Source organism: Streptomyces sp. NBC_00582 (assembly GCF_036345155.1).
In the GTDB taxonomy this organism is placed as follows: Bacteria; Actinomycetota; Actinomycetes; order Streptomycetales; family Streptomycetaceae; genus Streptomyces.
In genome coordinates, this window is sequence record NZ_CP107772.1 from 10,242,484 (window position 1) to 10,268,613 (window position 26,130).

The 26,130-nt window shown below is 70.1% G+C and carries 23 protein-coding genes and 1 pseudogene; 18 read left to right on the forward strand and 6 right to left on the reverse strand.

Annotation, left to right across the window (positions count from 1 at the left end):
* Positions 1-2: 2 nt before the first annotated feature.
* The gene (locus OG852_RS46525; protein WP_330351132.1) at positions 3-2,699 is read right to left on the reverse strand and encodes a branched-chain amino acid ABC transporter permease/ATP-binding protein; all 2,697 of its coding nucleotides are present in this window, start codon (positions 2,697-2,699) and stop codon (positions 3-5) included.
* Positions 2,700-2,826: 127 nt separating this feature from the next.
* On the opposite strand from OG852_RS46525, the gene OG852_RS46530 reads away from it, so the two are divergent.
* The 4 genes from OG852_RS46530 to OG852_RS46545 are packed head-to-tail and all read left to right on the forward strand — an operon-like array spanning position 2,827 to position 7,558.
* A complete protein-coding gene (locus OG852_RS46530; RefSeq protein ID WP_330351133.1) occupies positions 2,827-4,065 on the forward strand; it encodes an ABC transporter substrate-binding protein in 1,239 nt (412 codons plus the stop codon).
* Positions 4,066-4,081: 16 nt separating this feature from the next.
* Positions 4,082-4,807, forward strand: a complete 726-nt coding sequence (locus OG852_RS46535) for an ABC transporter ATP-binding protein (protein ID WP_330351134.1) — start codon at positions 4,082-4,084, stop codon at positions 4,805-4,807.
* Between the two features lie 10 nt (positions 4,808-4,817).
* Entirely contained in the window at positions 4,818-6,161 is a 1,344-nt protein-coding gene (locus OG852_RS46540) for a hypothetical protein (protein WP_330351135.1), read from the forward strand.
* Complete coding sequence (locus OG852_RS46545) at positions 6,158-7,558, forward strand: acyl-CoA reductase (RefSeq protein ID WP_330351136.1); 1,401 nt, start codon at positions 6,158-6,160, stop codon at positions 7,556-7,558. Before OG852_RS46540 ends, OG852_RS46545 begins: the two co-directional genes overlap by 4 nt.
* Positions 7,559-8,165: 607 nt before the next feature.
* Here OG852_RS46545 and OG852_RS46550 read toward each other — a convergent pair.
* On the reverse strand, positions 8,166-8,420 hold the full coding sequence (locus OG852_RS46550) for a DUF6332 family protein (protein ID WP_330351137.1): 255 nt from the start codon (positions 8,418-8,420) through the stop codon (positions 8,166-8,168).
* Between the two features lie 270 nt (positions 8,421-8,690).
* A complete protein-coding gene (locus tag OG852_RS46555) occupies positions 8,691-9,200 on the reverse strand; it encodes a DinB family protein (RefSeq protein WP_330351138.1) in 510 nt (169 codons plus the stop codon).
* 86 nt (positions 9,201-9,286) lie between these two features.
* Between OG852_RS46555 and OG852_RS46560 the strand changes: the two genes are divergently transcribed.
* From OG852_RS46560 to OG852_RS46570, 3 genes are all read left to right on the forward strand, one after another.
* Complete coding sequence (locus OG852_RS46560) at positions 9,287-10,003, forward strand: PaaI family thioesterase (protein ID WP_330351139.1); 717 nt, start codon at positions 9,287-9,289, stop codon at positions 10,001-10,003.
* A 591-nt stretch (positions 10,004-10,594) separates the two neighbouring features.
* Positions 10,595-11,356, forward strand: a complete 762-nt coding sequence (locus OG852_RS46565) for an SDR family oxidoreductase (RefSeq protein WP_330351140.1) — start codon at positions 10,595-10,597, stop codon at positions 11,354-11,356.
* A 39-nt stretch (positions 11,357-11,395) separates the two neighbouring features.
* Complete coding sequence (locus OG852_RS46570) at positions 11,396-12,082, forward strand: TetR/AcrR family transcriptional regulator (protein ID WP_330351141.1); 687 nt, start codon at positions 11,396-11,398, stop codon at positions 12,080-12,082.
* Between the two features lie 244 nt (positions 12,083-12,326).
* On the opposite strand, the gene OG852_RS46575 is transcribed toward OG852_RS46570, so the two are convergent.
* The 3 genes from OG852_RS46575 to OG852_RS46585 all read right to left on the reverse strand — a co-directional run bounded on the left by OG852_RS46575 (position 12,327) and on the right by OG852_RS46585 (position 15,162).
* A complete protein-coding gene (locus OG852_RS46575; protein WP_330351642.1) occupies positions 12,327-12,485 on the reverse strand; it encodes a hypothetical protein in 159 nt (52 codons plus the stop codon).
* A gap of 94 nt (positions 12,486-12,579) precedes the next feature.
* Positions 12,580-13,311 (reverse strand): RNA-guided endonuclease InsQ/TnpB family protein, encoded by a 732-nt coding sequence (locus OG852_RS46580; protein WP_443064677.1) that lies wholly within the window; start codon positions 13,309-13,311, stop codon positions 12,580-12,582.
* Between the two features lie 168 nt (positions 13,312-13,479).
* Positions 13,480-15,162, reverse strand: coding sequence for an IPT/TIG domain-containing protein (locus OG852_RS46585; RefSeq protein ID WP_330351142.1), 1,683 nt, complete (start codon positions 15,160-15,162; stop codon positions 13,480-13,482).
* 513 nt (positions 15,163-15,675) lie between these two features.
* Between OG852_RS46585 and OG852_RS46590 the strand changes: the two genes are divergently transcribed.
* From OG852_RS46590 to OG852_RS46640, 11 genes and pseudogenes are all read left to right on the forward strand, one after another.
* Positions 15,676-17,271 (forward strand): hypothetical protein, encoded by a 1,596-nt coding sequence (locus tag OG852_RS46590; protein ID WP_330351143.1) that lies wholly within the window; start codon positions 15,676-15,678, stop codon positions 17,269-17,271.
* On the forward strand, positions 17,163-17,633 hold the full coding sequence (locus OG852_RS51120; RefSeq protein ID WP_443064626.1) for a tyrosine-type recombinase/integrase: 471 nt from the start codon (positions 17,163-17,165) through the stop codon (positions 17,631-17,633). Before OG852_RS46590 ends, OG852_RS51120 begins: the two co-directional genes overlap by 109 nt.
* Positions 17,618-18,172, forward strand: a complete 555-nt coding sequence (locus tag OG852_RS46595) for a hypothetical protein (RefSeq protein WP_330351144.1) — start codon at positions 17,618-17,620, stop codon at positions 18,170-18,172. The genes OG852_RS51120 and OG852_RS46595 overlap by 16 nt, the downstream gene beginning before the upstream one ends.
* A 181-nt stretch (positions 18,173-18,353) precedes the next feature.
* Positions 18,354-18,770, forward strand: a complete 417-nt coding sequence (locus tag OG852_RS46600) for a hypothetical protein (RefSeq protein ID WP_330351145.1) — start codon at positions 18,354-18,356, stop codon at positions 18,768-18,770.
* A gap of 153 nt (positions 18,771-18,923) precedes the next feature.
* On the forward strand, positions 18,924-21,128 hold the full coding sequence (locus OG852_RS46605; protein ID WP_330351146.1) for an MMPL family transporter: 2,205 nt from the start codon (positions 18,924-18,926) through the stop codon (positions 21,126-21,128).
* Between the two features lie 50 nt (positions 21,129-21,178).
* Positions 21,179-22,366, forward strand: a complete 1,188-nt coding sequence (locus OG852_RS46610; RefSeq protein WP_330351147.1) for a sensor histidine kinase — start codon at positions 21,179-21,181, stop codon at positions 22,364-22,366.
* 2 nt (positions 22,367-22,368) lie between these two features.
* Complete coding sequence (locus OG852_RS46615) at positions 22,369-23,016, forward strand: response regulator (protein ID WP_133915517.1); 648 nt, start codon at positions 22,369-22,371, stop codon at positions 23,014-23,016.
* 226 nt (positions 23,017-23,242) lie between these two features.
* Complete coding sequence (locus tag OG852_RS46620) at positions 23,243-23,518, forward strand: hypothetical protein (protein WP_443064627.1); 276 nt, start codon at positions 23,243-23,245, stop codon at positions 23,516-23,518.
* The gene (locus OG852_RS46625) at positions 23,515-23,718 is read left to right on the forward strand and encodes a hypothetical protein (protein WP_330351148.1); all 204 of its coding nucleotides are present in this window, start codon (positions 23,515-23,517) and stop codon (positions 23,716-23,718) included. The genes OG852_RS46620 and OG852_RS46625 overlap by 4 nt, the downstream gene beginning before the upstream one ends.
* A 30-nt stretch (positions 23,719-23,748) precedes the next feature.
* Complete coding sequence (locus OG852_RS46630; RefSeq protein ID WP_330351643.1) at positions 23,749-24,162, forward strand: hypothetical protein; 414 nt, start codon at positions 23,749-23,751, stop codon at positions 24,160-24,162.
* Positions 24,163-24,668: 506 nt separating this feature from the next.
* A pseudogene (locus tag OG852_RS46640) lies at positions 24,669-26,103 on the forward strand (NF041680 family putative transposase).
* The last annotated feature ends 27 nt before the right edge of the window (positions 26,104-26,130 follow it).

Consider the following 26,130-nt stretch of genomic DNA (forward strand, 5'->3'; position numbering starts at 1 on the left):
CGTCACGCCAGCGCCTCCGGCTCCAGGTCGCCGAGGTACGCCGCCCGCACCGCCGGATCCCGGCGCACCTCCTCCGGCGTACCGGCGCAAATTCGACGTCCGAAGTCCAGCACCACGACCTCGTCGCAGACGCTCATGACCATGTCGACGTCGTGCTCGACGAGCAGGACCCCCATGCCCCAGTCCTCGGCCAGTCGCCGTACCAGATGGGCCAGTTCCCGCGTCTCGTCGTCGGACAGCCCGGCGGCCGGCTCGTCGAGGAGCAGCACGGACGGCGAGGCCGCCACCGCGCGGGCGATGGCCAGCAGCCGCCGCTCCCCGTACGACAGCTCCGCCACGGGCCGGTCGAGGCTGTCCTGGAGTCCGAACTCCCGTACCGCGACGAGGACATGGCCGGGGAGCGGACGGCTCCCGGGGCGGATCAGGTCCGTGAGGTAGGCCCACCGGCCGGGCCGCTCGCAGGCCGCGGAGAGGTTGTCGCGGACCGTCATGTCCTCGAACAGCTCCAGCGACTGGAAGGACCGGCTCAGCCCGGCCGTCGCCCGCCGGTGCACCGGCAGCCGGGTCAGATCCCGGTCGGCGAGGCGCACGCTGCCGGACACGGCCCGGGTGAAGCCGGTGACGGCGTCGATGGCGGAGGTCTTGCCGGCGCCGTTGGGCCCGATGAGCCCGACGATCCGGCCCGGCTCGACGTCCAGCGAGAGCCCGTCGACGGCGACGACACCGCCGTAGCGCACGGTCAGGTCCCGGACGTGGAGCGCGAGCGGCGCGGCGCGGGAGACGTCCGCCACGGCCGCCGGCCCCACCTCGCCCGCCTCCGCCGTGTCCTTGCGAGGCAGGCGGTTGCGGATGCGCGCCGCCGGTCGGCCGGCGTCCTTGCCGATGCCGTCCTGGTTGCCCACCAGCGTGAGCACCAGGACGACCCCGCCGATCAGCGGCATCCACGCGCTCAGCCCGGGCAGCACCCAGTCCCCGATGCGCGCGCCGACCGTGCCCACGGCGAACATCGCCCCGAACAGCGGCCCCACGAGGAAGCCGACTCCGCCGATGACGGCGAGTCCGAGCGCGGTGATGGAGTCGAAGCTCGCGAAGTCGGAGAAGACCACCGAGGTGGAGCGGAAGCCGATGAGCACACCGGCGAGGGCGGCGATGGCCGCGGACAGGCCGAAGGCGTAGAGCTTGGCCGCGCGGACGTCGATGCCGAGCGCGGCGGCGGCCCGCTCGTTGGCCCGTACGGCGACGAGCCGGCGGCCGGTCCTGCCGCGCCGTACGTTGGCGACCACGAGCGTGGCGGCGACGAACAGCACCAGCACCACGGCGGCGTACCGCTGCGGGTGGTCGACGCCCGAGACGCTGATCCCGAAGAGGGTCTGGTGGCCCACCGCGATGCCGTCGCTGCCGGGGGTCGTCGACAGGCTGGTGTTCTGGAAGACCATCGCCTCCAGCGTGGTGCCGAGGCCGAGCGTGATGATGGCCAGGTTGACACCACGGGTGCGCACCGCCGGGAGGGCGAACAGCAGGCCGATCGGCACCGTGCCCAACACACCTGCCAGCAGGGCCAGTTCGAACGGCCAACCCCAGTCCGCCGCCGCGTGCCCGGCGATGAAGGCGCCGGTGCCGGCGAGAGCGTAGGCCGCGAGCGAGACCTGTCCCGCGTACCCGGTGACCACGACGATCGACAGGATGATCAGCGAGAGCACCAGGGTGCTGGTGATCGCGTCGGCCCACAGCGGTGTGGACACGCCGACCAGGGCCAGCCCGACCACGGCGGCGAACGCCAGCGGCAGGGGGCGCACCCGTCCGCTGCCCAGCGCCGGCAGCCGGTCCAGGAAGGTGCCGCGCAGCGGCAGCGCCCGGCCACGGGCCACCAGCACCAGGGCGATGAACAGGAACGGCACCGACGAGGCGAGTCCCGTCACGCCGGAGCCGAAACGCGTGAGTTCGGACTGCACGAGACCGATGACCAGGCCGCCGGCCAGCGTGACGGGGAACGAGGAGAACCTGCCGACCAGGGCGGCCGCCAGCGCGCTCAGCAGCAGGGTGGTCAGCCCGGAGACCGACAGGCCGATGACCGGCACGATCAGGATGCCGGTCAGTCCCGCCAGGGCCGAGCCGAGGGCCCAGTTGCCGGTGGCGATCACGTCCGGGGACCAGCCGAGCGAGGCGGCGGCGTGCTCGTTCTCGGCGACGGCGGTGGTGCCCAGGCCGAACAGGGTGCGACGGTAGAGGAGATGGAGGAGCGCGGTGACGGCTACCGCGATGCCGAGCAGCCAGACGCGGTCCTCGGAGATCGTGGCCCCGGCGATCGTCAGCAGCCGGGTGGGCAGCTTGCCGGGCACCAGTTGCAGGCTGTCGCCGTAGCGTTTGACGGCGACGGCGGTGAGCACGATGAACACCGCGAGGGTGCCGACCAGCCGGGCCAGGGTGGACGCCCCGCGCAGCGGCCGCAGCACCAGCAGATGGGTGAGCACGCCCAGCAGCGCGGAGGTGAGCACCCCGCACACGACGGCAGGCCAGTACGGCACGCCGTGGTCGAAGGCGAGCTCCCACTGCACGTAGGCGCCCGCCATCCCGATCGCGCCGTGCGCGAGGTTCAGCACACCGGAGCCCCGGTAGACCAGCACGATGCCGTGCGCGGTGAGTGCGTACAGAGCGCCGAGCCCCAGGCCGAGCAGGGCGAAACGCAGGATGTCGTCCATCGGGGGAACCTCCCGGAGGTCAGCCAGACAGCTCATTTATTTAAATAATTGTGCCGAGACTACTTCACTAACCCAAAAACGCACCCCATGCTGTTCGCCAACTCGACGACGAGCCCGCGGAGGGGCCATGAACGACTCACACCGACGCAGAAGTTCCGCAGCGACCTGTCTCGCGGTGACCGCAGCCCTGCTGGCGGCAGGCTGCGGGGGCAAGGAGTCCGGCAGCTCGACCCAGACCTCCCTGAAGGGCGCTCCGGTCAAGGTGATGGTCTGGAACCCGGAGGACACCCAGGGCAGCGCCCAGCCCGGGGTGCGGCTCACCGCCCAGGCCTACGAGAAGTGGATCAACGCCAACGGCGGGATCAAGGGCGGCCCGCTGAAGGTGCTGACCTGCAACGAGAAGAACGACCCGGACGAGGCCGAGAAGTGCGCCCAGCAGGCGGTGGCCGACAAGGTGGTCGCGGTCGTGGGGTCGTACAGCCTCGCGGGCGACCGCTACATGCCGATCCTGCAGAAGGCCGGCATCCCCTACCTCGGCGGAACCGGCGTCTCGGCCGCGGAGTTCTCCAACCCGCTGTCCTTCCCGGTCAACGGAGGCACCCCGGCGGTGTTCGCGGCGCACGGCCGGCAACTCGTGCAGGAGGGCTGCAAGAAGATCGCCGGCGTCCGGTACGACCTGGCGGCCGCCGCGATCGTCTCGCAGTTCCTCACCCTCGGGGCCACCTCCGCCGGAGGCGCCGTGCCCAAGGACATCAAGGTGCCGCTCACCGCCACCGACCTCGCCCCGCAGGTCGCCGCCGCCACCAAGGGCACCGACTGCGTGAGCGTCATCCTCGGCACCGCGTCGGGCCTGTTCGTGAAGTCGTACGTCCAGTCCGGCGCGAAGACGAAGCTCGGCAGCGTCGTCGGCAACCTCACCCCGCAGCTGGCCGCCGGCACCGGCGGAAGCAGCGGCCCGCTGGAGGGTGCGGCGATCACCGGCTACTACCCGCCTGCCTCCGACCCGGCCTGGAAGGACTTCCTCGCGGCCGCCAAGGGCGACAAGGACATCGACACCACCAACGGCGCCAACGAGACGACCTGGGTGGCGTTCAAGGTCTTCACCGAGGCCGCCAAGCAGCTTTCCACGATCTCGGCCAAGGCCCTGGTGCAGGAGCTGAACACCACCTCCGGGATCGACACCGGCGGTCTGACCCCCGCGCTGACCTGGAACGCCTCGACAGCCCTGCCGATCAAGGGCCTCGACCGCATCCACAACACGACCGCCACTGAACTGACCATCCGCAACGGACAGATCGAGTGGGCGAAGGCGGGGTCGACCTTCGTCGACGTCCGGAAGGTGCTGACGGCCACACCGGCCGGCTGACCGAAGGGGAACGTCCGTGCACGACACCGAGCCCTTGATCGAAGCCCGTGCCCTCAGCGCCGGCTACGGCAGCCAGCCCGTCCTGCGCGATCTCGACCTCGAGGTCCGCCCCGGCGAGGTCGTCGCCCTGCTCGGGCCCAACGGCGCGGGCAAGACCACCACGTTGCGGGCGCTGTCCGGGGAACTCGCCCCGATGAGCGGCGAGGTGCGCTGGCTGGGCGACACCGCCCGCGCACCACTGCACCGCCGCGCACGCCAGGGCCTGGCCTACGTCGGCGAGCGGGCGGTCTTCACCGGCCTCGACACCGCGGACAACCTCCGGGTCGGCCGGGTCACGCCCGAGCAGGCCCTGGCACTCTTCCCCGAACTGGAGAAACGCCTGAAGACCGGCGCGGGCATGCTCTCGGGCGGCGAGCAGCAGATGCTGTCGCTGGCCCGCGCGCTGAGCCGCTCGCCCCGGCTGCTGCTCGCGGACGAACTGTCCCTCGGGCTCGCCCCCCTCGTCGTCGACCGTCTGCTGCGCGCGGTGCGCCGGGCGGCCGACCGGGGCCTCGGGGCGCTGCTGGTGGAACAGCACGTGCGCAGGGTGCTGGACATCGCCGACCGCGTGTACGTCCTGCACCGCGGCCGCGTCGCCATGACCGGCACCCCAGCACAACTGCGCGGCGACCTCGACGCGATCGAGTCGTCGTACCTGACCGCAGGGACGACCGCGGAAAAGACGACCTATGCAAGCGATTGAGGTGGGTGCTGTGTCCGGCGCACGCGCGCAGATCCGATCCCTGGTCCTGTCCGGAGACACCTTCGACCAACCAGCGGTAGAAATAAGGGAGTTGCAGCTCGAAGCGGCGCGGGAGGCCTTCGCCGCCCACCGCGAACGCATCCCGCTGCTGCACACCCGCGCGGAGGAGACCGGCGTCCGCGAGGTCACGGCCCTCGACGACCTCGTCCCCCTGCTCTTCTCGCACACCAGCTACAAGTCGTACCCGCTCTCTCTCATCACCGCCGGCCGATGGGACCGGCTGCTGCGCTGGTACACGACCGTCTCCACGGTCGAACCCGGGGACGTCGACGTCGACGGCGTACGCGACATCGACGAGTGGACCGACCGCATCACGGCCGCCGGCCACCGCCCGTACATCACCAGCGGCACCTCAGGAAAGGTCTCCTTCCTCAACTGCGCGGCCGACGACCTGAGTTTCCTGCACGACATCCTGGAGCACCTCACCTGCTGGCCCGACCCCCTGCCGCCGAAGCCCACCCGACGCGGTTACCTGCTCGCCCCCGCGAGCGGCCCGATGCGCTCCATCGACGGCTTCCGGTGGCACGCCGAGGTCTTCGCCCGCCCCGGCGAGACCCGACTGCTCACCGACGACCCGCTGCGGGTGTCGGAACTGATGAGCAGCGCCCTGCTGCGCCGCAGGATCGCGGAGGGCACCGCCACCCCGCAGGAGATCAGCTCCCACGAGACCGCCTCCGAGGCCCGCGAGGCGGAGATGGACGCTGCCGTGAGCGGGATCGTCGACGACATCGCCGCCCACCGCGACGAACCGCTGCTCATCGCCGGCATGAACAACCAGCAGTTCGCCCTGATCCAGGCCCTGCGCGCCCGCGGCGTCCCGGACGGCGGCCTCCACCCGGACACCCTGGTGCTCAGCGGCGGCGGCAACAAGGGCCGCGCCCTGCCCGAGGACTACCAGCAGCAGTTCGCCGCGTTCTACGACGGCGTACGGCGGGTGCGCAGCTACGGCATGACGGAACTCCAGGGCTCCTGCCTAGCCTGCGAGAAGGGCCACTACCACGTGCCGCCGTGGGTGATCCCACTGGTCCTCGACCAGCAGGGCGAGACCCTGCTCAACCCCGAACACGGCGTCGTGGAAGGCCGGTTCGCCTTCCTGGACGTCTCCTTGGAAGGCCGCTGGGGCGGACTGATCAGCGGCGACCGGGTCCTCGTGGACTTCTCACCCTGCGCCTGCGGCCGGCCGGGACCCGCCGTCCTGCCGGACATCCAGCGCTACGGCGACCTCGGCGGCGACGACAAGATCACCTGCGCGGCGACACTCGACTCCTATGTGCGAGGGATGATCCACGGATGAGCGGCACGACCCTCGACAGCACCGCGGCAGCCCCGGTGGCCGTGGTCCACATCATCCGCGGCGAGGTCGACGAAGGCCCGCACGTCGGCCACGGCCGCCCCGGAGCCGCCTTCACCGCACCGGCCCTCGCCCTGGACCGCCTCGTATGGCCCCGCACCGAACCGGGGCCCGCCTTCCAGACACCCACCGCCGAGATCGTCGACCTGCTCGTGGCGACCGGCGACGCCCTCAAGGCGGACCCGGACGGCCTCCTCGCCGAAGCCCTGGAGCGAATGACAGCCGTCAGCCCGCTCCCCGCCGAGGTCCTCGAACGCGCCTACGCCGTGCTCTGGCGCAGCTTCCGACGCCCCGCCCTGTACGCCCAGATCGACCATGAACTCGGCGGCGCCGACGTGCTCGACGGCTGGCGCGAGGTGCGCCTGCCCGAGGGCCGGATCGCGGCCACCCGCGCCTACCCGCCACGCCTCGTGCACATCATCGCCGGCAACGCCCCCGGTGTCGCCGCGATGTCCGTGGTGCGCGGCGCCCTCACCAAGGGCGTCAATCTGCTGAAGCTGCCCTCGAACGACCTGTTCACGACGACCGCGATCCTGCGCACGATGGCCTCCGTCGCCCCCGGCCACCCCGTCGTGCGCTCGTTCTCCGCCGCCTACTGGCGCGGCGGCGACGAGGCGGTGGAGAGCGTGCTGTTCCGCCCCCAGTTCTTCGACAAGCTCGTCGCCTGGGGCGGCGAGGCCACGATCCGCGGGGCACTGCGCTACGTCGGCCCGGGATTCGAGCTGGTCTCCTTCGACCCGAAGACCTCCATCTCGCTGATCGGCCGTGAGGCCTTCGCGACCCCCGAGAGCCTGGCCGAGGCCGCGGAGGCGGGAGCCGCCGACGCCACCTTCTTCAACCAACAGGCGTGTGTGGCCAGCCGCTTCCAGTTCGTCGAGGGATCCCCCGCGGACGCCGACCGCTACGCCGCCCTGCTGTGCGAACGCCTCGGCGTGGCAAGGGAGTTCAGCTCGGCACACGGCCCGCGCGTCGCCTCCGAACTGCGCGAGGAGATCGACGTGCTGCGCTCCCTCGCGCCCGACTACCGGGTGTGGGGCGGTTACGACGGCACCGGCCTGGTCATCCGCTCCCCGGAACCGGTGGACTTCCACCCCGACGGAAAGATCGTCAACGTCGTCCCGGTTCCCGCGCTGACCGACGCCGTCGCGCACGCCGGAGTCGCCACCCAGACGGTCGGCGTGTACCCCGACGCCCGCAAGGCGCACCTGCGCGACGCCCTCGCCTGCGCCGGCGTCCAGCGCGTGGTGTCCCTCGGCGGGGCGGGCGGCATGCCACCGGGCCTCTCGCACGACGGCTTCTACCCGCTGCAGCGGCTCATGCGCTGGGTGAACGACGAGTGACCCCTGGGGCGTCCCGCCACGGACCGAAAGGAGGGGCCCCTCTGCATGGCCGGCCAGGGCACATGGTGAGCGCGAAGGAGACGAGCGGCCGCATCACCGACGTCCGCCGGACCGGCGCCACGGCTCGCATCACCACACCGCGCCACAGCGCGACGGCCAACTCTCGCCGGCGTCCGCAGTGCCGCCGTCAGCGAGAAGCGTCCAGCGCCTGCGGCACGGTCCGGCACGTCGTCACCCGAACGGACTCCGGCGAGGCCTTGTGCGGCCCCTGCCGCATCGTCGTCGAGGCGTGCGACCACGATGCGGAGGACCCAGCGGGCCAGTCCCGCCGGACTTCCGGCGAGCACTGTGCCACTCCCGCTACGGCGAGGACCCCGCTCACCGACAACCGTCCGCCCCGTGCGGCGGGATCACGACCCCCCGCCGCCGCGGCCTGTACAAAGCCCGCGCAGTACCAGCCCGCTGGCGTGAACTGCTCGGCGACGAGAAGGGCGCGGCGCGCGGCGCGCCCGGAACTCCGGATGGCCTGTCACAGCGACTCGTCCGGCACCAGCAGGTGAACGATCCCCAGGTCGGCAGTTGGCGGCCTGACGGAGAGGGTCCGCAGTCAACGACCTTCCCGGCGGCGCTCGCCGAACCGGCGCAGCACCCGTACCAGACGCCACACTCCGGCTGTCGCTCCGAGCAGCGCGCCCCCCTCCAACATGTTTTTCTCCACCGAACCGGAGAGACCGAGGGCCAGTGCGAGGGCCAGGGCGACGGCGAGGACCGCCGCAGCCAGCGCGACGGCGGTCACCAGGGCGAAAACGATCTCCACCGTCATTGCGTCCTTTTCCCACCGCGACTCACGCCCCATGTCCATGCGGCAAGTCTCACATCACCGTCGGCCATGGCGCCTCCAGTCTCCTCTTGACCATGCGCACCTCACGTCCTTGCGTGACAGACGGGGATCACTCGTGCGACGAGACCGGCGGTCGGTGGGCGCAGGCCGACGCCGAGCAGTCTTCTGTCGCCGTGGGCGAGCGGGCCGGCCGCTTCCGCCGGACCGTTCCCCGTGTCAGTGGTGTCCGCACACCTCGGGGTGCGGCGCGCCGTCGCCGGCGGAGCGGTCAGGGGCGGAGGGGGTCTCGGATCAGGCGCCGACCGTGCCGTCCACGCCCTCGCGGAGGAAGTCCGCGTGGCCGTTGTGCCGGCCGTACTCCAGGATCATGTGGAGCATCACCATCCGCAGGGACACGTCCTCGCCCCAGCGCGGCTGGTGCCCGGCGACGTCCAGGGACTCGGCCGCGCTCTCGATGCGGCGCGAGTGCTCGACCTCGGCCTCCCACTTCGCGAACGCCTCCTCGGCGATCGCGCCCGTGGTGTCGTACGCGGCCTGGAAGTCGAACTCCTTCTCCGACCAGACCATCGGGGCGGCGTGGTCGTCGAACACCCGGCGGAACCAGGCCCGTTCCACCTCGGCCATGTGCCGGACCAGGGCGAGCAGGGAGAGGGCCGACGGTGGGCTCGACCGCTCCTTGAGCTGTTCCTCCGTCAGGCCCTCGCACTTCATCGCCAGCGTGGCCCGGTGGAAATCCAGGAACGCCCGCAGCGTTTCGCGCTCCGTGCCGAAGAGGGGTGGGCCTGTGCGTTCGACGGTCACGGTGGGTTCCTCCCGGGGCTCGCTGGACAGTCGAACGTACCCCACGCCTCCGGCCGCCGGGGACGGGGATGTGATGCAGTGGGCTCATGACCGATATCGAGACCCTCACCGTGCCCGGCCATCTGCGGGGTTATCCCGGGGTGGCGTTCGGCGGATACGTGGCGGGGGTGCTCGCCGGGCGGACAGCGGCGGGGACCGTACGGGTGGACTTCCGACGGCCCACCCCGGTGGAGGAGCCGGTGGAGCTCGCGGGGACCGCCGACGGCGGAGCTGTGCTCACCTGTGCGGACGCCGTGCTCGCGGTGGCCGTGCCCGACGAGCTGGACATCGAGGTGCCCGCACCGCCCTCCTGGGCCGAGGCGTCGGCGGCGGCCGAGGCATATCGGGAGGCTCCGCCGCAAGGCACCGTGGACTGCTTCGGATGCGGGCTCGACCGCACACCCGACACCGGGCTCCGTCTGCACTGCGGGGCCGTCCCCGGACGGGACCTGGTGGCCACCGCGTGGGCTGCCGGGCCCGCGCTCGCCGACCCGGAGGGAATGCTGCCGCCGGAGCTCGTGTGGGGGGCGCTGGACTGCCCTGGAAACGCGGCGGGGCGGCTGCGGGGGAGCCTGCGGGAGGGGGCGGTGACGGCCTCGCTCACGGCTCGGCTGCTCCGGCCGGTACCGGTTTCCTCGCGGCTGGTGTCGTATGCGTGGGTGCTCTCGGAGGAAGGGCGGAAGCACCGGATGGGCGTCGCCCTGACCACGGACCGGGGCGATCTCCACGCGATCGCCTCGGCGCTCTGGGTGGACCGCCGGTAGGCCCCGAGGGTCGGCGGCCTCGGCCGACCTTCGGGCACCGCATCCCGTCACAAGGCGTCAGGTCGACGTCCAGAGCATCGCGGGTTCCAGGCCGTCCTCGGTCTCCTCAACAACCTCCGCCGTACCGCCGGTGAAAGGTCCCGCAGCCGCATCCGTGGGCGCCGCGCGCCGTGCCGGTGCGCCACCCCCGGCCGCGGACCGGGTCCGCGATCACCGGAGGTCGGCGGATGCGCTGGTAGCGGCCCGCTGCCCGGGCCTGCCCGGGCCTGCTCGACCGCCTCGGCCGCATCGCCGAGCGGCTGATCACCGACGCGGTCGAGGACTCCTACGACCTGGCCGCCGAGCGGCTGCCGCGAGGCGACCGTCCCAGAGCCGGGCGCGCGGCGTCGGGAAGACCACCATCGCGCCCGTCCTCGAAGACGGCCGCGACATGGCAGTTGAGCCGGCGTGCCGGCCACCTTCCCCGGTTCGGCGGAAGCACCCCCAGCCATCGATGGTAAGTGGACCGACTTGCCTTAAGGGTGGTGCGGGAGTTACCTTCAGATGGTGAGTCCATCGACTTATCTTACTTCTCGGCGAGGAACAGCGAACATGAATCGTCTTGTGGGCAAGCGCGCCCTCATCACCGGCGGCACGAGCGGGATCGGTCTGGCGACCGCGCAGCGTTTCGTCGCGGAGGGGGCCGACGTGCTGGTCACGGGCGTCACCCCCGCCAGCATCGACAGGGCCCGGCAGATCCTCGGGGACAAGGTGCCGGTGGTGCAGGCCGACGCCCGCGATCTCGATGCCCAGCGCGGCCTGGCCAAGCAGGTGCGCGAGCACTTCGGCGAGCTTGACGTGGCGTTCCTGAACGCCGGCGTCTCGGACTGGCGGCCGTTCGAGGAGCACACGGAGGACAGCTACGACCGGCTCTTCGACATCAACGTCAAGAGCGTCTTCTTCCTCACCCAGGCCCTGGTGCCCGTGCTGGCCAACCCGTCCTCGGTCATCCTCAACGCGTCCAACAGCGCGCACGGCGGCTACGGGAATTCGAACGCCTACGCCGCGACGAAGGCGGCTGTCGGCTCCCTGATGCGGTCGTGGAACGCGGACCTGCTCACCTCGCACGGCATCCGGTTCAACGCGGTCAGCCCCGGCCCGGTGGACACCCCGCTGTACTCCGCTTCCAAGCTCGGGATCGAGGACCCCGCGGTGCAGGCGGCGGTCGTGGAGGGGATCAGCTCCACCATCCCGCTGGGACGCATGGGTCTGCCCGAGGAGGTCGCGGAGGCCGTCGTCTACCTGGCCTCGGATGCCTCCGCCTTCGCGGTGGGCCAGGACCTTATCCTGGACGGAGGCCAGACCGTCCTCTGACAGTGAGGACGCGGCCGGGGACGGGCGAGAGGCGTGGGCATGTCGGTGGCGGACCGAGCACAAACCGGTGACGACGCGTGCCCGACCGGGTATCACGCGCAGATCAAAGCGGAGAACCGCGCGCGCATCATCCGCGCCGCCCGCGACCTCTTCCTCGCCCGGGGATACGACAAGACTTCCCTCGCCCAGATCGCCAAGGAGGCCCGCGTCTCCACCGGCACCCTCTTCAAGCGGTACCCGACCAAGGCCGCGCTGTTCGCGGCCGTCACCGCCGAACAGTGGCAGCTGGACGTGGAGTACGCCGAACCACCCCCGCCCGGTGACCCCCGATACGGCCTGGACCACATCGGCCGCGACTACGCCTGCCTGGTTGCGCGGCCCGGCACGGCGGCACTGTGCCGGCTCATCATCACCGAACTTCCCCAGATGCCGGAACTCGCCGACATCGTCGGCACCGGCTTCGCCATCGACCGCGGACCCTTCTTCGACCGGCTCCGCGACTACCTGGAAGCCGAAGCGCAGGCCGGCACACTCGACTTCCGGTCGGCCGACGGACAGCCACAGTCCGCATCCGCAGTGGCCGAACAGTTCCTCGGCATGATCTGCAGCCAGTTCCTGTGGCCCCAACTCGTACGAACGGACTTCGTCCCGCCCAACCCCACCGACGCCGCGATCGTGGACGAAGCCGTCGCCCTCATGCTCACCCGCTACAGCACGGGATCCTGAACCTCGTGGGCAACCCTGTTTGGCCGGCTCGGTCTCGCTCATCGGCGGCCCGCCAGGGACATGCCGGCCGCCTCCGTCGGCGAGGGGTACTGATGATCGTCTTGTGATCCACCCCGGGCGAGGCGGCCGGCTGACCCCGCGAGCGCCGCGTCAAACAGCTTTGTCGGCGACAGTCAGTCGCTTCGGCGCATCGCCGTGAGGATCACCTCGACCACGGACATCACGTGTGGTTCCTCCATCAGCGTCAGGTGGTCGCCCGGGACGTCCACCACCTCGAAAAAAGCAGTTCCCAGAAGAACCACACGAGGAGTTCGTCCTCGGTGTGGGGTTGGCACTCGCCGGGCGTGACCGCCGTGGTGTCGAGTACGAACAGGTCGGTGATCTCCTCGCCCGCCGCCGTCAAGGCAGGCCATCTCGAAGGCCACTTGACGTGCTCCCCGGCCTGAAGTCCAGGGACTCCGGCCTGGGCCGGCTGACTCTTCCGGGGGCTTTCTGCTTCACCGCGCCGTGCCGGTACTTTCGCCCTGGTCTTGCCGGCGCTCCACGAGGCGTTTGGCGTCTCCGCCCCGTCCGGCGGCGACGATTCGGCGTCCTTCGACGAGGACGTTGGATGCTGCGTCGTGGTCGCGGTCGTGCACGGTGCCGCACTCGCCGCACGTCAACTCACGGACGTGGAGAGGCTTCGGGCCGTCGCGGAACCCGCAGGCCGAGCAGACCTGCGAGGACGGGAAAGCGCGGGCCACCGTGGCGAAGGTGCGGCCGTGCAGAGCCGCCTTGTACTCCGGTATCCGCACGAACGCGGACCATCCCGCGTCGTGCACGGACTTGGCGAGCCGGGTGCGGCCGAGACCGGACGCCGCGAGGTCTTTCACGCACACCGCTTGGTTGGCGCGGATGATCTGTGCGGATGCCTTGTGGTGGAAGTCCCGGCGCCGGCCCGCCACCTTGGCGTGCTGGTGCGCGACCTTGACGCGGGCCTTGGCCCGGTTCTTCGATCCTTTGGCCTTGCGGGCCAGCTCCCGCTGACAGCGTTTGAGCTTCTTCTCGGCCCGGCGCAGGAAGCGCGGGCTGTCGATCTTGCTTCCGTCCGAGAGGACGGCGAAGGCGGACAGGCCGAGGTCGATACCGGCGTCGGTCTCCGCCTCGGGGAGGATGTCGGGCTCGGTGTCGACGACGAAGCTGAGGAAGTACCGGCCCGAGCTGTCCTTGGTGACGGTGAGAAGCTCGATGGCGGATGCGCGGTAGTCCGGAGGTCCGTACCGGGAACAAAGGGACCGGCGGGGTGCAGGGTGAGAAGACGATCACTCTCCAGGAAGGGCCAGCGTGTGGCGGCTTCCCGGAGAGGACCGCTGTCCGCTCCTTGGCGGAGGGCGGCCGTGGTCGGGCCGGCGGCGGGGTCAGATGGCGGGTCCGTCGAGGTAGGTGTAGGTGCTCTGAGCGCTGCCGCCGGGGGTGCTGATGGTGATGGTGATTCCTCCGGCGGGGTGGGGCGGGACGGCTGCGCTGATCCTCTGGTCGGAGATGACGACATAGGACGCGGAGGTGTTGCCGAAGATGACTTCCTGGGTGGAGGCGAGGTTGGCGCCGGTGATGGTGACCTCGGTGCCACCGCTGGTTGGTCCGGTGTCGGGGCTGACGGCAGTCAGGGAGGGTGTGTCGAGGTAGGTGAAGATCAGGCCGTTGGCGTTGCCGACCGGGGTGATGACGGTGACGGACACCGGACCGGAGGAGGGAGCGCCGGGGACGGCGACGGTGACCGCGGTGTCCGTGACGGACTGGATGGCGGCCACTCTGGAGCCGAAGCGCACCGAGGTGGTCCCGGCCAGGTTGGCTCCGGTGATGACCGCGGTGCCTCCGCCGGTGACGGGGCCCATCGCGGTGGTGATCCCGGTCAGCAGCGGGGCGGGGCGGTAGTAGAAGGTGCCGAAGGAGCCGGTGCCGCCGGGGGTGGTGACGGTCACGGGGACCGCGCCCTGTCCGGCTGGGGCGCGCACGGTGACCGAGGTCGCGGTGTTGGCCAGGATGGTGGCGAGTCGGTCGCCGAAGCGCACGGCGGTTACACCGGCCAGGTCGTGACCCCGGATGGTCACGACCTGCCCTCCGCCGGTGGAGCCCTGGCCGGGCACGAGCGTCAGGGCGATCACGCTGACGGCGTTGTCGGCGTTGTCCGTCACGTACAGCCGGGTCCCCTGGGGGGTGACCGCGATGCAGACCGGGCCGTTGCCTACGGCAATGGTGCCGGTGACGGTGTTGGTGGCGGTGTCGATCACGCTGACGCTGTTATCGACGTAGTCGGCCGTGTAGGCGGCGGTCCCGTCCGGGCTCACGGCCACGAAGCGAGGCGTGGTGCCCACCCCGATGGTGGCGATGACGGTCGTGGTGGCGGTGTCGATCACGCTGACGCTGTCTCCGCCCGCGTTGCAGACGTAGGCGCGGGCGCCGTCCGGGCTGAAGGCGATGATCACCGGCACGTCGCCGGCGGTGAAGCTGTTGGTGACGGTGTTGGTCGCGGTGTCGATCACGCTGACGGAGCTGTCGCCGACGTTGCCGACGTAGGCGACAGCTCCGTCGGGGGAGACGGCGACGCCGATCGGGACGGGGCCCGTATTCACCGTGGCGATGACAGTGCCGGCGGCAGTGTCGATCACGCTGAGGTTGTCGGCGTTCTGGCCGGTCACGTAGGCGCGGGTGCCGTCCGGCGAGACCGCCACCCCGAGGGCTCCGGCGCCGACCGCAATGGTGGACGTGAGGGTGTTGGTGGCGGTGTCGATGACGCCGAGGGCGCCGTCGTCGAACAGGGTCACGTAGGCGCGGGTGCCGTCCGGCGAGACCGCCAGGAGGGTCGGACCGCCGGTGGCCGCGATGGTCGCGGTGACGGCGTTGGTGGCGGTGTCGATGACGCTGACGGTGTTCGATGCCCGGTTGGCGACGTAGCCGCGTCCCCCGTCCGGGGTCAGTGTCACCCCCAGTGGCGAGCTGCCGACGGGGATGGTGGCGTCAGCCGGTGGCAGCACCGTGGAGCGTTGCCGTGGCAGCGCGACGGTGGCCAGCAGCGGATCAGGTCGGGTCAAGACGGTCATGGCGCAGCCTTTCTGAGCACGTATCGGGGAACCGCAGCCACTGCCCGGGCGGAGACGCAGTCCCGGGACAGGGACGTCGGTTGATGCCGCTGCGGGGTTCCGCCTGCGGCAATGCGGCCCGCGCTCGAGGCGGCCGATGGTCCTCGTGGCCGAACGGCCACACGAGAGAACCGCGGCGACCTACAGCACGTTCCCCGGCAGAGGATGGGCGGCTCACCGGTTCCACTACCCAAAGTGACCCATAATGTCAAACGGGTGACAAGGGTCATATGCTGTATCCCCCAAATGGCCCAGTCGTGATGCTTCGGGCGTCCGATCTGCCGTAATCACGGTGGTCGCACCTCCCGCCCGTCACAGCGTCACGGATCACCGGGTTCCGACACAGCTTCTGAGCTTGTTCCTTAAGATGTGCCGTCACGCAGAGCGACGAGTGATGCAGCCGTATCTGCACGCCACGGACCGAGACAAACGCGACGCCGTCGAGCGCACGGCCGCCCGGCGCCGGGAGACACGATGACTATCCCGAGCGAGGCCGCGACACTGCTGGTCGAGCCGCCGACCCTGGATCTCAAGGGCTGGACTGCCTGGCTCAGCGATCGTGTCGGCCCTGCCTGGCGACCCGGCGAGTGGGACGCCGCGACGCTCTTCTTCAACGGAGACCCGGACAACGAACGCACCGTCGCCCAGAAGTGCGTGACGGTGGCCTGCGCCTCGGTCAGCAACAGCCGCGGCATGTGCTCTCCCTGCATCCGGGAGTGGCGAGCCAGCGGTCTGGACGAGGCGACGTTCGTCGCCCAGCATGTCCCTGACCGGCGCAAGGGCTCGCCAGGCCGGTTTCAGGTTCGCTGCATCGTCGAACGCGATGGGCAGCGATGCGCTCAGCCGAGGTACTGCCAACGGCTCTGCATCAGGCACTACCGGGTCTGGAGCACGAAGGCCGTACGTGAATCCGGCGTCGCCGCCGAGGTCTGGGCCCGCACGGGCCCGGAGCCGTGCACGGAAGGCGCCCCGTCCTGCGTGGTGATGCGGTGTGAACAGGAACGGTGGGGGCTCAAGACGATCTGCTCCTACCACCACTACAAGTACGGGCGTGAAGCCCCTGACGAGCCTGTCGAGGAGTGGGTCGCCCGGCAGACGCCGTTCCTCTACGCCCACCAGTTCTCGCTGGTCCCGTTCTCGCCGGTGATGCGCTGGGAGATCCTCTACGGGCTCCAGCAGCGTGACGCGCGCGGCGCCAAGGCCGACCCGACCAGTGTCCGGCTCATGGCCAAGGCTCTCGCGCACCTTCCCCACCTGCTGGGCACCGACCTCGGCGACCTCCTGGTGCTCACGTCGAAAGGCACCTCGTCCAGCACCAATGCCCACGTGAAGGAGATCCACAGGACGCTGCACATCGGTCACGAGGAGATGTGCGGCATCAAACCCAGGGATAAGCACTTCTGGGATCTGACCGCGATCAGCATCCTTTCCAGCCAGTCGAAGTCGGGGCGCCGCCGGGCCACCCGCGGCCTGGTCGACTTCACCGCCATCAGCCAGCCCTGGCTCCGTGAACTGGCCCTGACTTGGGCCAGGGACACCGATCCCGCCACTGCTCGCCTGCGGGACACCGTCAGGGTCACGGCCATGGCGTCCGGTCGCCTCGCGGCGCGACCCGGCGGAGGAACCGAGCCCGGCCGCCTTGGAGGTGCGGATATGGACACCGTCGTGGACGGCATCCGGGTCATGCGGCGCGAGGACGGGGAGATCATGGCGCGCGGCACCCAGCGCGGCATGGCCCACCACTGGTTCAGCTTGCTGGACTTTGGCCGTCGCACTGGCCTCATGAACGGCGTCCCCACCTCGTTGAGCAGGCAACGCTGGCACGACATCGGCCACGATGACGATGAGGACAACGAGGGCAAGGCCATCCCCGAGCCCGTTATCGCGCAGCTGACCAGCACATCGACTTCCTCGGCAGGGAGATCACCTACGGGCAGCTCACCGCGGACCAGATCCGGAACATGTTCCGCACCGCCTACATCGTGCTTCGTGACACGGGCTGCCGCCCCGGCGAGATCTGCAGCCTCTGCCGGAACTGCGTCAAGGACGGCACCGATGGGCCGGACTTGATTTGGGACAACCACAAGAGCAAGCGCCATCGCCGACGGCTCCCGATCGAGGAGCAGACCGCTACCGCCATCCGGGCATGGTTACCGATCCGAGCCCGGCTCGACGTTCCCGCCCAGAGTGCCCGCTACCTCTTCCCTGCCGTCACCGCCGACCACGCCCAGGCCCACATGAGCACCAGCAACCTCTCCAAGACCCTGCGGCAATGGGTCGACAGCATCCCTCGCCTCACCACGGATGGCCCTGGCCCTGACGGTTCGCCGCTGTCTTTCGACCGCTCGCTGATCTACCCCTATGCCTTCCGACACTCCTACGCCAGCGGCACGCGGACGCCGGGGTCGCCCCCGACGTGCTGCGCGATTTGATGGATCACCGGAACTTCAGCACCACGATTGGCTATTACGAGGTCTCGCTGAAGCGGAAACGCGAGGCCGTCACCACGATGCGGATGCACGTCGTCGACCGCTCGGGCAAGCCGGCGCCGATCACATCGAACACCGCCTACGAGGCACGCTCCGTCACAGTGCCGTTCGGTAACTGCCGCGAACCATCCAACGTCAAAGCCGGCGGAAGCGCGTGTCCTATCCGCTTCCAGTGCGCGGGCTGCGGTTTCTACCTGCCCGACCCTTCTTATCTCCCGGCCATCGAGGAGCACATCAACTCGCTGAGGGCCGACCGGTTCACCGCCGAGGCGATGGACGCCGACCTCTTCGTCACCCGCAACCTCAGCGACCAGATCGCCGCGTTCCAACAGCTCCTGAGCGCGATGCGCAAGCAGTTGGACGCGATGGGCTCCGAGGAACGCCAGGAGGTCGAAGAGGCCAGTGCCGTGCTGAGAAAGGCGCGAGCCAGCCGCGGACGCACCACCCTCTCGTTGAGGGTGATCAACCGAAGGCCCTCGTGACAAAGTCGTCGGCGACGAACTCGAGCGCGCAGAGCCGGACTCCCGCGCAGGTCCTGAAGGAAGCCCGGCGCCGGGACAGCCGGGCCAAGCGAGCCCGCGTCCTTGAAGCGATCCGGTCTCTTCAACAGGGCGGAGAGAAGATCACACACACTTCCGTCGCTCGTACCGCCGGCGTCTCTTCGTGGCTCACCCATGCCGACGGCGTGCGCGAACACGTGAGGCCGCCATCAGCGGACAGGTCCCGCCTCGCCCCTCCAGGCGGGACAACTCGGCCAGCTCGACCAGCCTCCGCGTCGATCTCGAACTGGCCCGCGAGGAGATCAGCAAACTCCGCGCCGAACGCGACCAGCTCCTGCGCAACGCGCGCCTCCACCTCGGCCAGCAGCTCGACCAGATCGGCGCCGCCGATCTCACCACGCGGGTCCATGAACTCAACCAATCCAAAGCCGAGTTGGAAGCACTTGTCCGTGCCAAGACCGCCGAGACCGACGGCCTCGCACGCCGGGTGACCGAGCTCGAAGACGAGCTCACCGCCGCCCGCACCAGCCTCCGGCAGATGATCAAAAGCCAGAGCAAGGGCGCCGCGCCGTCCACATGACTACCCGGCAGCTGTCACCTGCCCGGACAAACGTGACGGTCTTCCACACCCTCAGCTTCCCGTGAGCCGGACGGGGGTCCACCAGTCGGTGGACCTCAAGTTCAACCGGTCGCTGCTGTCGGCGCCACACCCCCGACGAAGAGCATGGACGACATGAAGAATCTTCCCGTACGCATGGCTCGTTGGAGCGCCGCCCACCCCTGGCGGGGCATCGTCGGCTGGTTCGTGTTCGTCGTCCTGTGCCTCGGTATCGGCATCTCCGTCGGCACCAACGCGGCGACCACCGAGGACTTCCGCATCGGAGAGGCGGGACGCGGCGAGGCGATCGCCGCGGAGGGCGGGTTACAACAGCGCCCCGTCGAACACGTCCTGATCACCGCGAAGCCGGGCGCCGGAAAGCTCGACATCGCCGCGGCCGACTCGGCCGCCGCCGACGTCGCCGCCCGGATGGCCAAGCTGCCCGAGGTGCTTTCCGTCGCCGACCCGGTCCGCAGCGCGGGCAACACGGCGGTGCGGGTCACCGTCACCATGAAGGGCCCGGAGCTGGAGGGCAAGAAGCACGTCGACCCGCTGATCGCGCAGACGGCGGCCGTCCAGAGGGCCAACCCCGGGCTTCGCGTCGAGGAGACCGGATCGCCGTCCATCAGCAAGGGCGTCGAGAAGCTGCGCGGCGACGACCTCTCGCGCACCGAGATGATCGCCCTGCCGGTCACCCTCATCACCCTGCTGCTGGTCTTCAGCTCCGTGGCGATGGCCCTCGTTCCGCTGCTGCTCGCCCTGTCCTCGATCGCCGCGGCCGTCGGCCTGTCGATGGTGGCCTCGCACGTCTTCCCCGACGCGGGCGTCGGCACCAACGTCATCCTGCTCATCGGCCTCGCGGTCGGCGTCGACTACACGCTCTTCTACCTCAAGCGCGAACGTGAGGAGCGAGCGCGCGCCGACGGCAAACTGAGCCCGCAGGCCGTCGTCGAACTCGCCGCCGCCACCTCCGGACGGGCCGTCGTCCTCTCCGGTCTCGCCGTCGCCGTCTCCAGCGCCACCCTCTACCTCGCCGACGACGTCATCTTCTCGTCCATCGCGACCGGCGCGATCGTCGTCACCCTCGTCGCCATCGTCAGCTCCCTGACCGTGCTCCCCGCCGTCCTCGCCAAGCTGGGCATGCGCGCCGAGCGCCGAGCCGAGCGCCGGGCGGTTCGTGGGCTCGCGCCGAAGAAGCAGAAGGCGCACAGGACCGGCCCCGGCCGGCTGACCGCCGCCGTGCTGCGCCCCGTCGCCAAGCACCCCGTCGCCACGCTCACCGTCACCGTGGTCGGGCTGCTCGCCCTCGCCGCCCCGGTCCTCGGCCTCAAGCTCACCGACATGGGCCGCGAGACGCACTCCCGCTCCATCGTCGCCATGCAGGTCTACGACCGGCTGAACGCGGCCTACCCGGAGCTGAAGTCCATGCACCAGGTCGTCGTCCGCGCCGACGCCGACCGTTCGCCCGAGGTGACGGCCGCGCTGCGCGAACTCGCCGCCGACGTCAAGGACGACCCGCGCCTGAGCGGTACCTCCCGGCTGACCACGTCGCCCGACAAGCGGATCAGCATGCTCCAACTGCAGGTCCCGCACTACGTCAGCAGCGACGAGGCCCAGTCCTCGCTCAAGGACATCCGCGACAAGTACGTCCCGGAGACCGTCGGCCGGGTGAAGGGCGCCAAGACCGCGGTGACCGGTGACGTCGCCCGCTACACCGACTACCCGACCCACCAGGAACAGAAGCTGCCCCTCATCATCGGGGCACTGCTCCTGGTCACCTTCGTCATGACCGTCTGGGCGTTCCGCTCCGTGGTCCTCGGCCTGGTCGGCATCGTCCTCAACCTCCTCTCCGCCGCCGCCTCGCTCGGCATCCTCGTCATGGTCTTCCAGCACACCTGGGCCGAGGGTCTGGTCGACTTCACCTCCACCGGGTCGATCGGCTCCCGGGTCCCGCTGTTCCTCTTCGTGATCCTGTTCGGTCTGTCGATGGACTACCAGGTCTTCGTGATCAGCCGGATCCGGGAGGCGGCCCTGCGCGGAGTCCCGACCCGCAAGGCCGTGGTCGAGGGCATCGGCAGCTCGGCGGGCGTGGTGACCAGCGCGGCCGCGGTCATGGTCACGGTGTTCGCCAGCTTCGCGGCCCTGCACCTGATCGAGATGAAGCAGATCGGCTTCAGCCTCGCGGTCGCCGTCCTCCTGGACGCCTTCGTCATCCGGATGCTGGTCCTGCCGTCCCTGATGCTCCTGCTCGGCGAGGCCAACTGGTGGCCCTCCCAAGGAGTGCGCCGTGCCCGCCACAGCACCGAACAGGCCTCCCGCCCCCTGGAATCGGTAAGCTGATCGACTCGACCGTCGGCCCCTCAACTCCCGTACGAACGAGGTGAATCACCGTGACTCAGTGGCGGCAGCAGCCGGGTGACCGGCTCACCCAGGACCGTGTCCTTCGCTGGAACCTGGCAGGCTGGATCATGTTCGGTCTGCTGCCCCCGGCCGTCGCCGTGCTCGATGCGTCGCCGGCCCGGAGGCACTGGCTACTCGGCCTGCTCGCCCTGATCGCGCTGTGTCACACCGTCCTCCTCACCCGACCCGACAACCCCCTCCTACGTCCCCGTACCTACCTCGGTGTCCTCGCGCTCGTCCTGGGCGCGGCGGCCTACCTGCTGGACGGCGGGGCCGCCTTCTACGTGGTGTCCCTGCCGCAGTTCTGGCTCTTCACCCGCGCCCCGCGGGACGCGATCACCCTCAGTGGGGCCGCCGCGGCCCTCACCGTGTTCGGCGGCACGCTCGGCCAGGGCTGGAGCCCTCAATTCCTCACCGGGAACACGGTGTTCACCGTCCTTGCCTACGCCGCAGGTGTGGGTCTGGGGCTGTGGGTACACCTCTTCGTCGGCCAGAGTAACGAGCGGCAGGAGCAACTGACCGCCGAACTGGCCGACACCCAGGAGGAGTTGGCGGCTGCATATCAGCGGCAGGGCGCGGCCGAGGAGCGCGAACGGCTCGCCCGGGAGATCCACGACACCCTCGCCCAGGGCTTCGCCTCCATCGTGGTGCTCGCGGAGGCCGCCCGCGCTGCCACCGTCACCGACCCCGCACGCTGCGCCGAGCAGCTCACCTCCATCGAGCAGACCGCGCGAGAGAACCTGGCCGAGGCCCGGGTACTCGTCGGCTCCGCCCCCGAGAGCGGCGTCGCGGCCGGCTCGCTGGCCACCACCCTGCGTAGAACCCTGGACCGTTTCGTCCAGGACACCGGCCTCACCGTCACCGCCGAACTGCCCGACATCGACCTGGACCAGCGCACCCGCGTCGCCCTGCTGCGCTGCACGCAGGAGTCCCTCGCCAACGTGCGCAAGCACTCGGGCGCCTCCACCGTCGGCGTCGTCCTCACCGAACTCGCGGGCGGTGTCGAACTGGAGATCACCGACGACGGCTGCGGCTTCGCCGTCGAGGAATCCCATGGTTTCGGCCTCGACGGCATGAGCCGACGGCTGGCCGAACTCGACGGCGAACTCGCCGTCACCAGCTCCCTCGGGGACGGCACCCGTGTCCTCGCCAGCCTTCCCACGCAGAGTCAGGACTGACCATGACCGACACCGCGTACGACCCGATCCGCGTGGTCGTGGTCGACGACCACGCCGTCATGCGCGCCGGAGTCATCGCCCTGCTGACCAACGAACCCACGATAGAGATCGTCGGCGAAGCGAGCGACGGCCGCGAGGGCGTCGACCTCGTCGAGCGGCTCGCCCCCGATGTGGCCCTCCTCGATCTGCGCATGCCGGTGCTCGACGGCGCGGCTGCCACCACCGAGATCGTCGCCCTGCCGGCGGCCACCCGGGTGCTGATCCTCACCACGTACGACACAGACGTCGAGATCGAACGAGCCGTGGAGGCCGGCGCCGTCGGCTACCTCCTCAAGGACACCACCCGCGAACAGCTCGCCGACGCCATCCGCTCGGCGGCGCGCGGCGAGACGGTCCTCGCGCCCAAGGTCGCGGAGCGCCTCGTGGCCCGGATGCGCCGCCCCGAGCCGGTCGTGCTCACCGCCCGCGAGCGGGACGTGCTGAACGCCGTCGCGGACGGCCTGTCCAACGCCGAGATCGGCCGTCGCCTGGTCATCGGCGAGGCCACGGTGAAGACGCATCTTCTGCGGGTCTTCGCGAAACTCGACGTCAGCGACCGCACTCGCGCCGTCGTCGTCGCCCTGGAACGCGGACTCCTCGCGCGCTCCTGAGGCCCGGGTTCCCTAGTTAAAAACCCATTGATCTCCTGAAATTGGTCATCCCTGTGTCTGCGCTCCGACGTGCGCAGGGGCCGCCCTCCGTTCCCGCCTCTCGCAACGGAACGTGCCCAACGTCCCTCGCCTCCTGAAATGCCATGGCCTGCGCAAATGCTCGGCAGCTCTAGATAAGGAGGGCTGGGTCCTGATCCACGCAGGGAAGAAGAAGCCGGAGCCCGCCGTGCTGCGTGACCCGCTGGTCGCCACCGCGATCCGCGGCCGCGAACTGCACCTCGGTGCGGTCATCGGCGTCGCCCGTCTCACGGGCTGCCACCTGGACCAGGGTCCGGAGCGGTGCACCAGCCCGTGGGCGGAGCGCGGCGCGCACCACCTGGTCCTCGAGGACGTCCAGGAGCTCGCCCTGCCGGTGCCTGCCACGGGTGCGCTTCCGGCCTGGAGGCCGACGCCGGACCTGCTGGCGCAGGTGCTCCAGCAACTGCCCGCCTTCCGGCCGTGACCCGCACGGGACGCAAGAAGGAGAAGCCGCCGTTCGAGCCGGGCCTGATCCCGGCTCCCGGCGAGCTTCTCGTATGGCGCGACAGCCAGCACTTCGACCGCTGGCAGGACCGCCCGTGCGCACTGTGCGGCCAGCCCACGCCCATGCGCTCCCACTCCGGGGAGCCCGTGCACAAGGCCTGGGCTTCCCTGATGATCTGACATGTTCAAGCACGTCAGGAGGGGCTCGGAGTGAGCGAGTGGCATGTGGTGTGGGTACCCGGTCCGGGACGGTGGGGAACGCCGCCGACGGAGGCCGTCCTTGGGATACGGGACCTGCCGGAGGCGGTGGCACGGATGGGCCTGCTGCCAGGTGATCCGGTGTACATCAGACCGGACGGCATGGTGGACCGGGATTTCCTCGATTTCGTGCGGTCGGCGGTCTTCCGGAATCTGGAACGGGATACGAAGCGGAATTACGGAACGGATTACCGCCCGCTGCTGAGTTTTCTCTCCTCGCTGGGATCATACCGGGAGATGTCCACCGGAAGCGGATGTACCTTCCCCCACTTGAACAGCTTGGTGAACGCCGCCGCTTCGCGGTCCCATTTCGTGCCGCTGATCCGGCCCGGGTTCTCCGTGGCCTTGCACCGCCAGTGCCGGTAGTCCGCGAGAACCTGCGGCGTCGCTTTCCTCCAGGAGCTGCTGAGCCGGGAGCTCGAAGAGCAGCAGGGCGCCGCCCTCCTGTCGCCTCATCCCCGAGCTCAAGAGCAGCTGCACGAAACTGGTGTTCCGCAGCTCAGTGCGCGACTCCCACTCCGAAGCGGCGACTCCGCGCGGGTGTGGCCGCGTAGCCCGATGTCGGACCAGAGGCCCCAGGTCCGCGGCGTCAGCCACGACACCCGCGCGCTCATTACATGCACGGGCGACTCGCGGGTGCGTTGACGAGGTCGAAGAGCAGCCGGACCTTCTACGCCTCGGTCGACTCCGTCGGCCAGGTCGAGGCAATGTGGCATCGGAGCGGGCGTGGGCCGTTCAGCGGGCACAGGAGGCAGGCCGCTACGACCGGCTGCCGGTGATGCGGCTGGTCACGAAGGTGTCCCGCGGCTTGAAGCCGAAGGTCGAGTGGGTGGATCAGAACGGTGTCGTTGGTGCTCGGGAGCCCCGTGAGGGTGAGTCTGCTGCCTGACGACGGTCCTGGGGATGCGTTCGCGCAAGCGTCACGCTTCCGGGAGGACTTATTCGACTGCCTGACGGCGCGCGGGGACGAACTGTTCGACCTCATCGACGCGTTGCTCTGCGCAGACGGTCCGGTGACCTCGCCGGTGGACCTGACGCTGGTGGCCGAGCACCGGCGTGGGCACGGCGCGACGTACGAGGCGTTGCACCACGGGAACGTGGACGTGCCCCGGCTGCGGCAGGTGCTGGCCGGTCTGCCGATGCCGCGGCCGCTGACGGGCGCCTCGTCCTGGCGGTCGACGTCAGCAACTGGCTCCGCCCCGACGGGCCGACCAGCGCGGAGCGTCTGTTCTGCCACGTCTACGGCCGCAGCGGACGGTCCTCGGACCAGTTCATCCCCGGCTGGCCGTACTCCTTCGTCGCCGCCCCGAATCGGGCCGGACGTCCTGGTGCCAGCTGCTGGATGCCGTCCGTCTCGGGCCCGAGGACGACGTCGCCGAGGTCACCGCCACCCAGCTCCGCCGTGTGGTCACGGACTTGATCGAGATGGGCCGCTGGCACGTCGGTGATCGCGACATCCTCATCGTCTTCGACGCCGGCTACGACGCCCCGCGCATGGCTTATCCCCTCGACGGTCTCCCGGTCGAGGTGCTGGGGAGGATGCGCTCCGACCGCGTCATGCGACGGCCGACGCCCTCGCTCAAGGAGTACGCCCTGTCCTATCCCCAGGGCGGGCGGCCGCCGAAGCACGGCAAGGAGTTCCGCTTCGCCAAGCCGGAGACCTGGGGCGATCCGGACGCGGCCACGACGCAGGTCACCGACCGGTACGGCACTGCTCGCGCGATGGCCTGGAACCGCATCCACCCCCGTCTGACCACCCGCTCCGCTTGGATCGACCACACCGTTGAACTCCCCATCACTGAAGGCACGCTGAGCCGCCTCCAGGTCGACCGCCTGCCTGGCGGAGGCGACCCGCTCCCGCTCTGGCTATGGTCGTTCGCCACCAGCCTGAACAGCGAGGACGTCGACGTGCGATGGCAGGCGTTCCTGAGGAGGTTCGACATCGAGCACCTCTTCAGGCTGATGAAACGGACCCTCGGGTGGATCCGTCCGAAGCTGCGAACCCCCGAGGCCGGCGAGCGCTGGACCTGGCTGATCATCGCCGCCCACACCCAGATCCGCCTTCTCCGCGAGGCCGCCGTCGACTTACGGCGGCCGTGGGAGAAGCCCGTCGGGCTTGGCCGGCTCACCCCGGCCCGAGTCCGCCGGGGGTTTCGGAACCTCCGCCCGCACCTGCACTGTCCGGCCCGTGCACCCAAACCCTCAACTCCGAGCCCTGGAAAGCCACTTGGTTCGAAGATCCAGCGGTCCGCCACCCCCTACGACGTGGGCAAGACCGTGAAACGACCCGAGAGCATAATCGAATGAAATCGACTCAAACATAAAGAACAAGCT